This is a genomic window from Paenibacillus sp. RUD330 (genome assembly GCF_002243345.2).
In the GTDB taxonomy this organism is placed as follows: Bacteria; Bacillota; Bacilli; order Paenibacillales; family Paenibacillaceae; genus Paenibacillus_O.
In genome coordinates this window covers 2,379,008-2,394,076 of record NZ_CP022655.2, presented here as the reverse complement: position 1 = coordinate 2,394,076, position 15,069 = coordinate 2,379,008, and the positions used below count along the sequence as shown (strand labels likewise).

At 60.6% G+C, this 15,069-nt stretch carries 15 protein-coding genes; all 15 read right to left on the bottom strand.

Annotation, left to right across the window (positions count from 1 at the left end; all coding sequences use genetic code 11):
- Nucleotides 1-16: 16 nt before the first annotated feature.
- The 15 genes from CIC07_RS10905 to ndk all read right to left on the bottom strand — a co-directional run bounded on the left by CIC07_RS10905 (nucleotide 17) and on the right by ndk (nucleotide 15,051).
- A complete protein-coding gene (locus CIC07_RS10905) occupies nucleotides 17-601 on the bottom strand; it encodes a hypothetical protein (RefSeq protein WP_139334422.1) in 585 nt (194 codons plus the stop codon).
- Nucleotides 602-612: 11 nt separating this feature from the next.
- The gene (locus CIC07_RS10900; protein WP_076356363.1) at nucleotides 613-1,206 is read right to left on the bottom strand and encodes an RNA polymerase sigma factor; all 594 of its coding nucleotides are present in this window, start codon (nucleotides 1,204-1,206) and stop codon (nucleotides 613-615) included.
- Between the two features lie 714 nt (nucleotides 1,207-1,920).
- The gene (locus CIC07_RS10895) at nucleotides 1,921-3,015 is read right to left on the bottom strand and encodes a prephenate dehydrogenase (protein WP_076356365.1); all 1,095 of its coding nucleotides are present in this window, start codon (nucleotides 3,013-3,015) and stop codon (nucleotides 1,921-1,923) included.
- Between the two features lies 1 nt (nucleotide 3,016).
- Complete coding sequence (gene hisC, locus CIC07_RS10890; RefSeq protein WP_076356367.1) at nucleotides 3,017-4,114, bottom strand: histidinol-phosphate transaminase; 1,098 nt, start codon at nucleotides 4,112-4,114, stop codon at nucleotides 3,017-3,019.
- A gap of 177 nt (nucleotides 4,115-4,291) precedes the next feature.
- Nucleotides 4,292-5,098 carry a tryptophan synthase subunit alpha gene (trpA, locus tag CIC07_RS10885; protein ID WP_076356369.1) on the bottom strand — a complete coding sequence of 269 codons (807 nt, stop codon included), beginning with the start codon at nucleotides 5,096-5,098 and terminating at the stop codon, nucleotides 4,292-4,294.
- Complete coding sequence (trpB, locus tag CIC07_RS10880) at nucleotides 5,085-6,290, bottom strand: tryptophan synthase subunit beta (RefSeq protein WP_076356371.1); 1,206 nt, start codon at nucleotides 6,288-6,290, stop codon at nucleotides 5,085-5,087. The genes trpA and trpB overlap by 14 nt, the downstream gene beginning before the upstream one ends.
- On the bottom strand, nucleotides 6,287-6,988 hold the full coding sequence (locus CIC07_RS10875; protein WP_076356373.1) for a phosphoribosylanthranilate isomerase: 702 nt from the start codon (nucleotides 6,986-6,988) through the stop codon (nucleotides 6,287-6,289). Before CIC07_RS10875 ends, trpB begins: the two co-directional genes overlap by 4 nt.
- The gene (gene trpC, locus CIC07_RS10870; protein ID WP_076356375.1) at nucleotides 6,985-7,782 is read right to left on the bottom strand and encodes an indole-3-glycerol phosphate synthase TrpC; all 798 of its coding nucleotides are present in this window, start codon (nucleotides 7,780-7,782) and stop codon (nucleotides 6,985-6,987) included. Before trpC ends, CIC07_RS10875 begins: the two co-directional genes overlap by 4 nt.
- A complete protein-coding gene (gene trpD, locus CIC07_RS10865) occupies nucleotides 7,769-8,827 on the bottom strand; it encodes an anthranilate phosphoribosyltransferase (RefSeq protein ID WP_076356377.1) in 1,059 nt (352 codons plus the stop codon). Before trpD ends, trpC begins: the two co-directional genes overlap by 14 nt.
- Nucleotides 8,824-10,398 (bottom strand): anthranilate synthase component I, encoded by a 1,575-nt coding sequence (gene trpE / locus CIC07_RS10860; RefSeq protein ID WP_076356379.1) that lies wholly within the window; start codon nucleotides 10,396-10,398, stop codon nucleotides 8,824-8,826. Before trpE ends, trpD begins: the two co-directional genes overlap by 4 nt.
- 444 nt (nucleotides 10,399-10,842) lie before the next feature.
- Nucleotides 10,843-11,220 (bottom strand): chorismate mutase, encoded by a 378-nt coding sequence (gene aroH, locus CIC07_RS10855; protein ID WP_048746911.1) that lies wholly within the window; start codon nucleotides 11,218-11,220, stop codon nucleotides 10,843-10,845.
- Nucleotides 11,217-12,320, bottom strand: coding sequence for a 3-dehydroquinate synthase (gene aroB / locus CIC07_RS10850; RefSeq protein ID WP_076356381.1), 1,104 nt, complete (start codon nucleotides 12,318-12,320; stop codon nucleotides 11,217-11,219). The genes aroH and aroB overlap by 4 nt, the downstream gene beginning before the upstream one ends.
- A 1-nt stretch (nucleotide 12,321) precedes the next feature.
- Nucleotides 12,322-13,491 (bottom strand): chorismate synthase, encoded by a 1,170-nt coding sequence (gene aroC, locus CIC07_RS10845; RefSeq protein ID WP_076356383.1) that lies wholly within the window; start codon nucleotides 13,489-13,491, stop codon nucleotides 12,322-12,324.
- A gap of 323 nt (nucleotides 13,492-13,814) precedes the next feature.
- Complete coding sequence (locus CIC07_RS10840) at nucleotides 13,815-14,636, bottom strand: CheR family methyltransferase (protein ID WP_277345208.1); 822 nt, start codon at nucleotides 14,634-14,636, stop codon at nucleotides 13,815-13,817.
- Entirely contained in the window at nucleotides 14,608-15,051 is a 444-nt protein-coding gene (ndk, locus tag CIC07_RS10835) for a nucleoside-diphosphate kinase (protein ID WP_076356385.1), read from the bottom strand. The genes CIC07_RS10840 and ndk overlap by 29 nt, the downstream gene beginning before the upstream one ends.
- Nucleotides 15,052-15,069 lie beyond the last annotated feature (18 nt).

The window sequence follows — 15,069 nt, the reverse complement described above, 5'->3', positions numbered from 1 at the left end:
GGAAACGGTCTTACCCTTATTTGCGAATTCGCGAAAGCCAATTCAGCATGAACAAAATCAGTACCAGCCCCAGCATGGACAAGATGATCCAGTATTGCGGCGTTGTCGGCACGATATTGAGTATGAACGGATCGCTGACCTGGGCAACGGGAGTGTCGGCAGAAAAGCTCGCCTTGAACATCGTGCCCGATGAGGCGCTTGCGGTCTCCATCAATCCGGTCTGGGTAACCGTTTCCGAATCCGCGTCGCCGCGGCTTAACAGCACATATAACAAGCTGGTCGTAAACATCGCCAGGCAAGCTGCCACAGCAGCCGAAACCCGGTTGTTCAGATGCCTGCCCAGCGGATGAAACAGGCGCGGCTTGGGATTGTACCCGTCTTCCGCATAAATCCGATCCATAACCTGTCGGTTGACTGACTCAGCGGATTCCCAGGAAGCAGCTTCATCTTCCTCCGCGAGCTGCCTGATCAGCAGCTCGCTTTCCTCCCACAAGCGGAAATCTTCCTTGCAAGCTATGCAATGCTTCAAATGCAGGTCGACGGACAGCTTCAAAGGATCGCCTTCGGGGAGATCCCAGTAAAGGCCGAGCGCCTCCTGCACTTCATCGCATTTCATCGCAGCTTCATCCCTTCGAAATCTTCGCTCGCAACCTCTTCGAAGTAAGGCTCCAGCTGCACCTTCACGCTGCTTCTGGCGCGGAAGAGCAAGGATTTGACCGAGCTGACCGTGCCTCCAAGAATATCAGCGATTTCCTGATAATCCAACCCGTCATATTCTCTCAGCACAAGCGCGGAACGCTGCTTCTCGGGCAAGGTGCGGATCGCATCTCTCACGAGCGTCATGCGCTCCCCCTGAAGGATCTGCTGCTCGGGAGCGGCTTCCTCCGGCGCTGCCGGCATCAGCCCGCTCTCTTCGAGAGGGATATGTATGCTGCGCTGCTTGCGCAGCTCGCTGAGCACCGTATTGCGCGCGATGGTGTACAGCCAGGTGGAGAATTGGGCATCCACCTCACGGAAGGAGCTCAGGCTTCGATAGGCCTTGTAGAAGGTTTCGGAGCACAGGTCCTCCGCGGCAAGCTCCATCTTGGAGCTTCGCAGCATATGAAGGATGAAGGACATGATCTTGCGCTGGTAACGCCTCATTAATTCGGAATAGAGCTCAATATTTCCGTCTTTGATTTGCCGGATAAGTTCGGAATCAAGCATGACAGGCGGTAGTACCTCCTCACCTGCAAATATTCCGTTCCGGTTAAACAATTGTACCGGAGCGGCTGCAGAAAGTTGCGCTGTCTGAAGAAAAAAAGTTCGGGCGGCCTCTTATGAGTATTTCGGAATGGCGGATCTCATTCTGTATAGATTCCAATTCGATAAGGAACCTCATAATCCTGCCGCCTTCGACAAGAATCATTACCCAATAATTGGATGGACCAAAACTCACTGTATTGTAGCATGGGCTCGGAGGTTAAATCGGAAAATGAGGAAAGTTTAAGAAAAACAAAGGCCGCTTCTGTGGGAGGCGGTCGCAAGGCACATGGGTCCCGCTTGCTCGATGGGAGCAATGAAGCCGCTGCGGATCGGGGGTCTCTCCTCCCAATCATGCCTTTGAACATGATGCAGGAGATGGCAGCATCCGCAACCGCCGCCGGCGGCTCAAGGATAAAAACAAAAAGCCGCCTTATAAAAGGCGGCCCGCACAAGACGTGCGATGGAGTTGGATAGGAGTGGAGAGAAACCATACTGTAGTGCTAGTATAATGTATCCGTTTTCAATTTGTCAATAAGCGTTTTCATTTTTTATTATGGCGGAGGAAAAACAGCCTTTTCGCATGGATGGAATCCCTTTGAAGGGAAGGTTCGCGGTTCGCCCCTCACCAGTCTCCCCAATAGAAAAAGATCCCGGAACCCGGGATCTTTCGTCCATTCAGAACTTGACGGTATATTTGAATTGCTCCAGCACGCCGACGGCCTGATCCAGATCGCCCTGCGTGCGGAAGCTGAGCCTCAGCACGCCCGGCACATCCTCGCGGCTCTCGATGATCTGCAGGTTGCTGAGGTTGATCCTGCGATTGCCGAGCTCCGTGGCGATCTTGCCGATGATGCCGGGATGATCCGGCACGTCCATGTAGCATTCATAGACGGATTGCAGCACGCCGCGGCGCCTCTCCGGCAGCGAATCGCGGAATTCGCCCGCGCTCCTGAACGCTTCGCTGACAGCCTCCCCGTCCCCTGCCCTCAGAATATCGGCGAAACGGCTCATCTCGCCTTTCCATTCGTCCAGCAGGTCGAGCACAACATCGCGATTGTCCAGCAGGATATCCCTCCATACGGTCGGATCGCTGGAAGCAATCCGCGTAATATCCCGGAATCCTCCTGCCGCCAGCATGGCGTACATGCCGGAATCCTCGTTCCGCTTCTGCACCTGGTTGACCAGGGCGACAGCGATCAGATGCGGCAGATGGCTGATCGCTCCGACGATGCGGTCATGCTGGACGGGGTCCATCGACACGACTCTCGCGTTCGTCAGGGCAAGCAGGCCGCTCAGCCTCCCGACAGCCTCCTCCGGCACGGCCGGATCAGGAGTGAGGATATAAAAGGCATTCTCGAACAAATGCCTGGAAGCGGCCTCGACTCCCGCTCTCTCGGAGCCGGCCATCGGATGGCCGCCGATGAACAAGGCGCGTCCCAGATCGCATTGCGAAGCCGCATCCATGATGCCGGCCTTCGTGCTGCCCACATCGGTAATGATGCAGCCCGGCTTGAGCGGCAGCTTGCCGAGCTGGGCGAGATAACCGCCGATCAAGCCCACCGGCACGCACAGAAAGATGAAGTCGGCCCCCTGGACGGCCGCCTCCAGCGAAGTCGTCGCTTCATCCACGACATGTAGCTTCAAGTATTTGTCTGCGGATTCCTGCCTGTAGGAGTATCCTGTAACATGGAATCCTTCCATTCCTTTGAAGCAAAGGGCAAGAGAGCCGCCGATGAGGCCGGCTCCGATAACTGCGATTCTAGTATCCAACTTACCCGAGCACCGCCGCTTCTCTCAGAACCTGTTCCAAAGCCGCGACCAGCTTGCGGTTGTCCTCCGCCTTGCCGATGGAGATCCGCAGCCAGTTCGGCGACTTCGGCCAGTTGGCCCGCGTGATGAATCCTTTGCGGAGCAGGGCGTCGAAAGCGTCCTTGGAAGGAATCCGCACATCGACGAAGATGAAGTTCGCCTGTGTCGGGAAATACTTCAGCCCAAGACGGTCGAATTCCCCTTGCAGGTAATCGCGCTCGCGGATATTCTTCTCGCGGCAGCCGTCGACGAAGGCCTGGTCGGCAAGCGCCGCCCTCGCGGCAGCTTGGGCGACTCGGGCCGTATTGAACGGCTCCCGCACCAGGTTGATGCTGTTGATGACCGACGGGTGGGCGATTCCGTACCCGATCCGCAGCGCCGCGAGTCCATAGATCTTGGAGAAGGTGCGGAGCGAGATCAGGTTGTCGAAGCGCTTCAGCAGCTCCAGGCTGTCATGGTAGTCCACATCGTCGACGAAATGGCAGTAAGCCTCGTCCAGCACGACAAGCACGTCGCTGCGGATGCTGTTCATGAAGGAGGACAGCTCCTCCTGCGTCACGATCGCGCCTGTCGGATTGTTCGGCGAGCAGATCCAGACCACCTTCGTCTTGTCCGTTACGGCCGCCAGCATCGCGGGAAGATCATGCCTGCCTTCGACGAGAGGAATCTCGATGATGGCGGCGTTCTCCACGACGGCATTGTGGCGGTATTGGGAGAACGTCTCGCTGGCCATGATTGTCTCGTCTCCCGGCTCCAGGAAGGAGCGCGCGATCATGAGAATGATCTCGTCCGCTCCATTGCCCCAGATCAGCTGCTCCGGCTGCACGCCAAGATTGGCGGCCATGGCCGCCGTCAGCTCGATGCTGGCTCCGTCGGGATAGATGCTGTTGTTCTCGATCTCGGCGATGATGGCCTGACGGGCCAGCGGCGAGCTGCCGTAAGGATTCTCGTTGGAGGCGAGCTTGATGACTTCATCCAGTCCAAGCTCCCTCTTGACGTCCTCCACCGGCTTGCCGGGCTGGTAGACGGGCAGATGTAGGATGTTGCGCTTTGCTTGCATAGGATCGTCACCTCAATAATTGATTTCCGCCTGGGTGTTGCGTTATGGCATCTATTGTCTCACAGATGGCGGAAAGATGGAAGCACTTTAAAGCGTTGCACTATCAGAAAGAGCATCGGCGCCCCGAAGGAAGCCGATGCTCTTGGCAAAGCAAATCAAGGAAGGCTGCCGAACAGGCTACACCCGCAATCCGGCCACAAAGCGGCCGATCTGCTCGATGCCCTGCCGGTAAGTCGTTTCGTCGGAGAGCAGCGGCAGAGCTTCCTCCACCTGGCGGACGATGGCGCTGCCGACGATGACTCCGTCCGCGCTGGCGCTCATCCGCTCCACCTGCTCCCGGCTGCTGATGCCGAAGCCGACGGCGATTGGCAGCGGCGTCGCCTCGCGCACCGATTCCAGGAAGCCCTCGAGGCCGGCATGGAACTCGCTGCGCATGCCCGTCACGCCGAGCGAGCTCACGCAATAGACGAAGCCCTGGGCCTCGGCGGCGATCCGCTGGACGCGCGCCTTGGAGGTCGGCGCCACGAGCGGCACGAGATGGACGCCCGCTTCCGCCGCCATCTCGCGCACCTCGCCATCCTCCTCGATCGGCAGGTCCGGGATGATCAGGCCGCTGATGCCCTGCTCGTGGAGCAAGGTGAAAAACCGTTCGAGGCCGTACTGAAGCACCGGGTTGTAGTAAGTAAAGAGGATGAAGGGCATCGTGACGCCTGCTTCCCGGGCTTTGGCCGCGACATCGACGCATGCTTCCAGCGTAATGGGATTGCGCAGAGCTCTCTCGGAGGCCTTCTGGATGACAGGACCGTCGGCTAGCGGATCGGAATACGGCACCCCGAGCTCGATCATGTCGGCTCCGGCCTTCTCCAGCTCGACGACGATATCGACCGTCGTGCGCAGATCGGGATCTCCGGTCGTGATGAATGGAATGAGCGCCGTCCGCTGCTCCGCTTTGAGCCTCTCGAAGACGAGATCAATTGGATTCATGCTTCAGCCCTCCGAGATATCCCATAATCGTTTCCACGTCCTTGTCTCCGCGCCCCGAAAGATTGACGACGATCGTCTGGCCGGCGGGCAGGGACGGCGCAAGCTTCATCACATGGGCGACCGCATGGGCCGACTCCAAGGCGGGAATGATGCCTTCCGTCCGCGACAGCAGCTGGAGGGCTTCGAGCGCCTCGGCGTCGGTGACCGGGAAGTATTCCGCCCGTCCGATGTCCTTGAGGTACGCATGCTCGGGGCCGATTCCCGGATAGTCGAGTCCGGCGGAAATGGAATGCGCCGGCTGCACTTGGCCGGTCTCATCCTGCAGGACGTAGCTGAGAGAGCCTTGGAAGACGCCGTGCCGTCCCTTGGTCATCGTGGCGGCATGCTCCTCCGTATCCACGCCGCGCCCGGCCGCTTCGACGCCGATCAGACGGACGGATTCGTCTCCTACGAACGGGTAGAAAATGCCCATGGCGTTGCTGCCTCCGCCCACGGCGGCCACGATGCAGTCCGGAAGCCGTCCTTCCTCCTTCAGAATCTGCTCGCGCGCCTCGTCTCCGATGATGCGCTGGAAATCCCTGACGATCATCGGATATGGATGGGGACCCGTCACGGAACCGAGAATGTAATACGTGTCGTCCACATTGCTGACCCAGTAGCGCAGCGTTTCGTTGCAGGCATCCTTGAGCGTGCGCGTGCCGGAGAGCACCGGCACCACTTCCGCTCCAAGCAGCTGCATCCGGAACACGTTGAGCTGCTGGCGCTTCATGTCCTCCTCGCCCATGAAAACCTTGCATTCGAGCCCCAGCAAGGCCGCGATCGTGGCGGAAGCGACGCCATGCTGGCCGGCGCCTGTTTCGGCGATGATTTTCTTCTTGCCCATCCGCTTGGCGAGCACGCCCTGTCCGATCGTATTGTTGATTTTATGGGCGCCTGTGTGGTTGAGGTCTTCACGCTTGAGATAGATTTTCGCTCCGCCCAGATGCCGAGTGAGCCGCTCGGCGAAATACAAGGATGTCGGCCTGCCGGAATAGTTGTGGAGAAGCTCGTTCACCTCAGCCTGGAAATCAGGGTCCTGGGAGTAATGCTTGTACGCCTCCTCGAGCTCGAGGAGCGCGTTCATCAGCGTCTCCGGAACGTAACGGCCGCCGAACTTGCCGAATCGTCCGCTTGCGTCTGGTACTTGATTCATGCTTGCTTCACCCTTTCCGTAAATGCCCGGATCAGCTCCGGGTCCTTGACGCCGGCGGCTTCAACGCCGCTCGAGACGTCGATGCCGTCTGGCGAAAATTGCTGAATCAGACTCGATACGTTGCCGGCATGAAGTCCTCCGGCTATGAACAGCCTCTTCCCGATGCTCCGCGCCGCAGCCTGATAGGCCGGTATGACGCTCCAGTCAAACGTCTTGCCGGTGCCGCCGCCTGCCGTATCGAGCAGGAAAGCGTCCGCTCCCGCCTCCGCGAACTGTCCGAGCATGCGGCTGATGCCGGCCGGGTTCCCGTCCGGATCCGCATGCAGAGCCTTCCAGACCGGAACGCCGAAGCCGGCTGCGATCCGGCACAGCTCCGGCTCTTCGTTCCCGTGCAGCTGCAGCGCCTGCAGCGGAGCATGCCTCAGCGCCGCTTCCAGCTCCTGCGGAGATGCATCCACGAACACGCCCACCGCTTGCGGCGACGGGAAATCTCCGCGAGCCTGGTTGGCGCCCGCACGCAGCGCGGCAATCAATGCCCCCGCCTGCTCCGGCGATACCTGCCTGCGGCTGCGGGCGAATATAAACCCCGCGTAATCCACGGGAAGCGCGCCGACGAGACTCGCCGCGGCTTCGTCCCTGATGCCGCATATTTTGAGCAGAGGATGCTCCCGCCGTGTCGCATATCCCGCGCCTGTCATCTCGCCGCGGCCGCTTCCATCAAGTCGAGGACTGCCTTCCCGGGATCCGGCTGGCGCATGAAATGCTCGCCGACCAGAACGCCGCAAGCTCCGGCGGAGGCGACGTACTCGACGTCCTCCGGCTTGGAGATCGCGCTCTCGCTGATCAGGGACACGCCCGGCGGCGCCATCGCCGCCAGTCTTGCCGTCGTGCGGAGATCCGTCTCGAAGGTATGCAGGTTGCGGTTGTTGATTCCGACCAGCTTGGCCAAGCCAAGCTCCAGCACCATGTCCATCTCGCGCTCGTCATGAACCTCGACAAGCACGTCGAGCCCGATCGACTCGGCGATCTCATGCAGCTCCTTCAGCTCGGCCCGCTTCAGGATGGCGGCGATCAGCAGGACGGCGTCGGCTCCGATCAGCCTGGCCTCGTAGACCTGGCGGAAGTCGATGAGGAAGTCCTTGCGCAGCAGAGGCAGCTTCACCGCCTTGGAGACGGCGGTCAGATAATCGTTCGCCCCCTGGAAATAGTCCTGGTCGGTAAGCACCGAAAGGCAGTCCGCTCCGGCGCTTTCATAGGACCGGGCCAGCTTCTCCGGCTGGAAATCCGGCCGGATCAGCCCTTTGGACGGAGACGCCTTCTTCACTTCGGCGATCAGCCCGACGGAGCGCTTCCGTCCGGCGGTGACGGCATGGATGAATCCCCTCGCAGGCTCCATCCGCGAAATTTCCTTCTCGGCTTCTCCCAGCTTGAATCGGGAAGCAAGCTCCGAGACCTCTTCTTTTTTGGTATGGACGATCTTATCCAGAAACATGGCTGTATTCTCCCGTCTTGCGGATCAGCTGCTGCAGCTTGGCTGCTGCGGCTCCTCCGTCGATGATGCGGCGCGCCAGCTCGACGCCTTCCTCCAGCGATTGTGCCTTGTCTCCGACATAGATGCAAGCCCCTGCGTTCAAAAGAACGATATCCCGGTAGGCTCCGGTCTCTTGACCGCCGAAGATGGAGCGGATAATCTCCGCGTTGTCCGCCGGGCTGCCTCCGGATATCGCCTCCAGCGGCCAGCGCCGCAGCCCCAGCGATTCAGGCGTCAGATCGTACGTACGGACCGTTCCGTCCACGGCAAGCTCCGATACCTGCGTTGCGGCGGATATGCTGATCTCATCCAATCCGTCGTAGCTGGAGACGACCATCGCCCGCTTCAGGCCGAGCCCGCCGAGGACGCGGGCAACGGATTCCGTGCGGGAGCGGTCGTACAGCCCGAGCAGCTGGCGGTCGGCTCCCGCAGGGTTGGTGAGCGGTCCAAGCATGTTGAAGATCGTGCGCACGCCGAGCTCGCGCCGCGGAACCGCCGCATGCCGCAGCGATGGATGGTAGAGCTGCGCGAACATGAAGCAGATGCCGATCTCCTCGAGGCATTCGGCAGCCTGCACGGCCGTCAGGCTGATGTCGACTCCAAGCGCCTCCAGCACGTCCGCGCTGCCGGCCTTGCCGGACATGGCGCGGTTGCCGTGCTTGGCGACCCGCACTCCGGCAGCCGCCGCAATGATGGAGGAAGAGGTGGAGATGTTGAACTTATGGATGCCCGAACCGCCCGTTCCGCAAGTATCGAGCAGGCCGTCGCGGGTCGTGCTGACGCGGTCGGAGTAGCTGCGCATGACTTCCGCGAAGCCGCTGATCTCGTCCACGGTCTCGCCTTTCATGCGGAGGGCGGTGACGATGCCGCCGATTTGGGCCGAGGTCGCCTCTCCCTCCATGATGAGGCGCATTACGCTTCCCGCTTCCTCGCGGCTCAAGCTGCCGCCGCCGATCAGGCGGCCGAGAGCTTCGGTGATCGTAACTCCTTGCATGGCTTCCATCATGTCCGCGCCTCCTTCATCGTATCGGCGTAATAGTCGCTGTTGACGAGCTGCAGCTCGGGAACGCGCTTCGCGGCCGGCGGAAATGCCGCTTCGGCGATGCGGATCGCCTTGAGCATGCCCTTGGCCTTGTTCACCGTCTCCTCGTATTCCTTGTCCGGCACCGAATCCCAGACGATCCCCGCTCCGGCCTGGACATAAGCTTTGCCGTTCTTGAAGATGATCGTCCGGATCGTGATGCATGTATCCATGCTTTTGCCGCTGAAGCCGAAGTAGCCGATCGCTCCGGCATAAGCTCCGCGCGCCTCGTTCTCGAGCTCGGCGATGATTTCCATCGCTCTCAGCTTGGGAGCTCCCGACACCGTTCCGGCCGGCAGGCAGCTGATGAAGGCATCGAAGAAATCGCGGTCGCCGCGCATCTTGCCCGTCACGTTGGATACGATATGCATGACATGGGAATAGCGCTCGATCTGCATGAAGGAATCGCATTTCACGGTGCCGAACTCCGCCACGCGGCCGATGTCGTTGCGGCCCAGATCCACGAGCATCAAATGCTCCGCCCGCTCCTTGTCGTCGGCGAGCAGCTCCTCCTCGAGAGCGAGGTCCTCCTCGGCCGTTCTGCCCCGCGGCCTCGTGCCCGCGATCGGCCTCGTCTCCACCTTGCCTTCGGACACCTTCACCAGCGCTTCGGGCGATGTTCCGACGATGACCTCCTCATCCATTTTGAGATAATACATATACGGAGAAGGATTCAGCGTGCGCAGCACCCGGTATACATGGAGCGGATCCACCTCCGTCTCGACATGGAACCTCTGGGACAGGACGACCTGGAAGATGTCTCCCGCGCGGATGTACTCTTTGGCCGTGTCCACGTTCGCGAGGAACTGCTCCTTCGTGACATTGGAGCGGATATCGCCGAGATCGGGATCTTCCGGAAGAGCTCCGCCCGACGTCAGCGGAAGCGGCACCGGCTGCCGGATCCGGTCGAGCACGGTGTCGATCCTGGCCACCGCAGCGTTGTACATGCGCTCGATGCAGCTGTCCGTGGCGGCTTCCGGAATATGCACGTTGCCGATCACTTGAATCTGCTGCTTGAAGTGGTCGAACACGATCATCGTATCGCAAAACATGAACTGGAGATCGTTCATTTGCAGGTCGTCCTGCCTGTGCCTCGGCAGATTCTCGTAGTAGTGGAGCAGATCGTATCCGAAAAATCCGACCGCCCCGCCGGTAAAGGAAGGAAGTCCCGCAAGCTCGGGGCTTCGGTATGCCCTCAATCTCGCTTTCAGCGCTTCCAGCGGCTTGCCCTCAAGCTCGATGCGCTCTCCATCCGTTTCCATCACCATGGAGCCGTTCTTGCCGCTGATCATCATGAACGGGTCCATGCCGATAAAGGAATGCCGCGCCCACTTCGCTCCGCCTTCTACGCTTTCCAGCAAGAAGGCGCGCTTCTCGCCGGCAAAATGCTGGAACAGCCGGATCGGCGTCTCCGTATCGGCCAGCAGCTGCCTCACGACCGGAATAAGATTGTAGCGTCCTGCCATCGACTTGACCGTCTCAAGCTCTTGATTCATCGCTTATCGTCTCCTTCTGGAAATCCAGGATGGCAGAAAAGCAAAAAACGCTCCCGCAAGCGCGGGAGCGTTCCAATAGATAAGACAAAAAAGACGATGGCAGGCAAGGAATCATGCACGAACTCCGCGTTGGAAATACGGAACCCGCGATGAAGCAGCGCAGCGGCTGTCCTCCATGCTTCAGCTCGAACTCAACTCGTCTAGTCTCATCTAAGGCTCTTCGCCACTCTCGGCCCTCTTGCCGCCGGACATGTGCGAAGACTACCTTGGAAAGTCCCACTCGGACTTTGCTTAACTGCCTCAACTATACAGGACGTTCCTTGCGGACGTCAAGAAGAAAGGATGGGCCGTCAGGCGCCGAATCTACGGAATGAAGGCTGGAAGCTTCCTCGAGCTTCCTCGAGCTTCCTCGAGCTTCCTCGAGCTTCCTCGGGCCTCACCTTGTCAGGGAGCCGATGTACCGCTCAGGTCCGGTCTCAGCGCCCTTGCGCCTTTCATGTATACATGGCGGATCTCCCGCTGCGTCCGGTCGGTGTTGACCATCAGCATCAAGCGGATGCAGCGCTCCAGGCTGCCCTTCACCGGAACCTCGACCGAGCACATGAGAGGCACCAGCTCCCAGCCGTCCATTTCCCGGATCGCCTTCGCCGGGAAGGCGGCGTCGAGATCGGCCGTTACCGTAATCATGACGCTGCATATGTCTTCCGGATCGATTCCGTTGTCGGCTACGATTCCCTGGAGAACCTCCAGCGTCGCATCCAGAATGGGACGCTCCTCGTTGGAGTCCGCCGTGATCGCTCCCCGAATTCCTCTTACGCTCATGTCCATCTCTCCTCACGCTTCAGCCTCTCGACGATGGCTCTCACCATGCCTGACTCGATGCCGCTTCGAATCTCGACCGAGCCGACGGCCGTCGGCACGATGAAGGTCATCCGGCCTTCGCCGAACTTCTTGTCATGCATCATCGCTTCCATGACCGCATCCGTATCGTAATGCTCCGGCAGAACGACCGGAAGCCCTACCGATTCCAGCGCGCGCTTTGTCGTCTCGTAGACTTCCAGCGGCGCTCCAAGCTCGACGCCGAGCATGGCGGAGCCGATCATGCCGATGGAGATCGCTTCTCCGTGGCGCAGCTCGTCATAGCCGGCGACCGCCTCCAGCGCATGGCCGATCGTATGCCCCAGGTTGAGTATGGCCCTCAGGCCGTTCTCCCGCTCGTCCCGGGAGACGACATCCGCCTTGACGGCGCAGCCCGTGTGCAGGGCATGGCCAAGCGCGTCCGGCTCCAGGGCGAGCAGCTGCCCCGCATGGCCGACGATCCATTCGACGAACCCGGCATCGCGGATCAAGCCATGCTTGACGACTTCGGCCAGGCCGCTGCTCACCTCGCGCGGAGGCAGCGTAAGCAGCGTGTCCAGATCGTACAGCACGAGCTCCGGCTGATGGAATGCGCCGATGATGTTTTTGGCGAGCGGGTGATTGACCGCCACCTTGCCGCCGACGCTGCTGTCATGCGCCAGAATCGTCGTCGGCACCTGGACGAAGGAGATGCCGCGCATATAGGATGCGGCGGCAAAACCCGCCAGATCGCCGACAACGCCGCCGCCGAGCGCCACGATGGCGGACTTCCGGTCCAGGCCGGCCTCGAGGCAGGCCGTCATGATGTTCTGGAACATGTCCAGCGACTTCGACTTTTCCCCGGCAGGAACGGCGAGCCGCGCCGCGGCATAGCCCGAAGCTTCCAGCGCCGACGCGAGCGGATCCAGCCATCTGTCCGCGACATTCTCGTCGGTGACGATCAGGAGCGGGGATTTGCGGCTGATTCCCTTCCCGGCGAACAGCTCGCCGGCGCGCGCGATCAGCCCTTGGCCGATGTAGATGGGGTACGATCTGTCCCCGAGGTTGACCGTGAGCTCGCGCATGCTAGTATTCCCCTACTTGCCTGAGGTAGGCGTCGTAGTTGGCGCGGATCTCCTCCATGGAATCGCCGCCGAACTTCTCCAGGAACGCCCTCGCCACTTCCCAGGCGACGACATGCTCCATGACGACGCTCGCGGCCGGAACCGCGCAGCTGTCGGAGCGCTCCACTTGCGCGGTGAACGGCTCCTTCGTGTCGATATCGACGCTTGCAAGCGGCTTGTACAGCGTCGGGATCGGCTTCATGACGCCGCGCACGACGATCGGCTCTCCGGTCGTCATGCCGCCTTCAAAGCCGCCTGCGCGGTTGGAGGCGCGGTGGTAGCCGCGGTCCTCGCTGTAGAGGATCGGATCATGCACCTGCGAGCCCCGCAGCACACCGGCCTCGAATCCGATGCCGATCTCGCAGCCCTTGAACGCGTTGATGCTGACGACGGCGCCGGCGATGCGCGCATCCAGCTTCCGGTCCCACTGCACATGCGAGCCGAGTCCGACAGGAGCTCCCTCGATGATGCACTCCACGATGCCTCCGATCGAGTCTCCTTCGGCTTTGATCTGATCGATGTAAGCCGTCATCTTCTCCTCCGTCGCCTTGTCGACGACCCGTACGGACGATTGCTCCGTCAGCTCGCGAAGCTCGTCGGCAGAGAGGTCGTTCGGCGGCGCCTCGATCTCGCCGATCCGGATGACCTGGCCGGCCACCTTGATGCCGAATGCCGCCAGCAGCTGGCGGGCGACGGCGCCGACCGCCACGCGGGCAGCCGTCTCGCGCGCGCTGGAGCGCTCCAGCACGTTGCGCAGGTCCTTCAGGTTGTATTTCAAGCCGCCGTTGAGATCGGCATGGCCCGGACGCGGACGGTGGACCCGGCGCTTGGCCTCGTCGCCGCCTTCGATCGGCTCGATGTTCATGACGGAAGTCCAATGCTTCCAGTCGTTGTTCGCGACGACGAGCGCTACGGGGGCGCCGGTCGTGCGGCCATGACGGACGCCTCCGACGATATCGGCCGTATCCTTCTCGATCTGCATCCGTCTGCCGCGGCCGTAGCCGAGCTGCCTGCGGTGGAGCTGGAAGTTCAGCTCCTCGAAATCAAGCTGGAGATTGCTCGGCAACCCTTCGATAATGGCCGTCAGCTGGGGGCCGTGTGTTTCTCCCGCTGTCAGGTAACGTAGACTCAAGACTAACTCCCCCTCATCATGGTAAGCCCCGGCGGCGCCGGGCTCGCTTTAATACGACAACGCTTTTAAGAATGCAAGTGCCATACTGCGACAAGACGGACTGGGCGCAGCCGGAAGGAATGACCTGTCCGGGCAGCGCTCAGCCCTTTGCGATTCTTCGCCGTTCGTCCAAGTTTCTTTGCCCATTATAGTATAGCCCATCCACTTTGACAAGAAAGAGCGGAGCGGTCCCCGCGCAATGAATCGGACGCCTGCGCTTGGACTGAGGACGGGAACCATGTCGCACGGACGCAAAAAAACCGGCTCGCGGGGAGCCGGCGGAATCATGCGTGGCTGCGGCGGTAGAAGAACGTGTCCGCCGATTCGAGCCCGTAGTCGCCCGGGGAGAAGATCTGCTCCGTGCTGCCCACGAACAGAATGCCTCCCGGCCTCAGGGCTTCGGCGAACCGGCGGTACAGCCCGGACTTCGCCTCCTCGGTAAAATAGATCATCACATTGCGGCAGATGATCAGATCGTACGGACCTCCAAAGACATCGTCGAGCAGATTATGCTGCCGGAAGGAGATTTTCTCGCGGATATCCTTGCGGATCCGATAGCTGTCTCCCGAGCCTTCGAAATAGCTGTCCAGCACCTTTTTCGGCACATCCTTGACGGAACGGGCCGGATAAGCGCCTTGTGCGGCCTTGGCAAGCACGGTCCGGTCCAGATCCGTCGCATCGATCTGGCTGCGGGACAGCGCGCCGGCTTCGTGGAGAAGAACGGCCAGCGTATAGGGCTCTTCTCCGGTGGAGCATGCGGCGCTCCAGCAGCGAAGCTTCGGCGTTTCGCCGAGCAGCTCGGGAAGGAACCGGTTCGCCAGCACATCCCAGCGGCTCGGATTGCGCCAGAACTCGCTTACGTTGATGGTCATCCGGTCCAGGAATTCGTCCATCAATACGCCGCTTCCGGACAGTGCTTTCCAATAAGCCTCGAAAGTGGCATAGCCGTGCTTATGGCGCAAAGTGGTCAGCCGTCTCCGCATCTGGGCTTCCTTGTACTGGGACAGGTCGATTCGGGTCGATGAGCGGATCAGTCCGACAAAACGAAGGAAATCCTCATCCTCCGCCGTCATCTTGTCAGATCCAGCGGGCAATGGTCCGGTCATAGTCGATAAGCTCCTCCGGGCTGAAGAACAGGCCGATCTCCCGCTTGGCGTTATCCGGGGAATCGGAACCGTGGATCAGATTCAGGTTCGTATGTACGGCATAATCGGAGCGGATGGTGCCGGGCGCCGCCTCGGCGGCGTCCGTCTTGCCGATGAGGGCGCGGGTAAGGGCGATGACGTTGTTCCCTTCCCATACCATGGCGAAGACCGGCCCTGCGGTTATGAAAGCAAGCAGCGGCTCATAGAAGGGCTTGCCCTTATGCTCGTAGTAATGCTGCTCGGCGAGCTCCTTGCTCACGCGCATGAATTTCGCTCCGGCCAGCTGCAGTCCCTTTTTCTCGAATCGGGTGACGATTTCGCCGATCAGGCCCCTCTGCACTCCGTCGGGCTTGACCATCAAGAACGTTCTTTCCATGCGAATTCCCTCCTGATT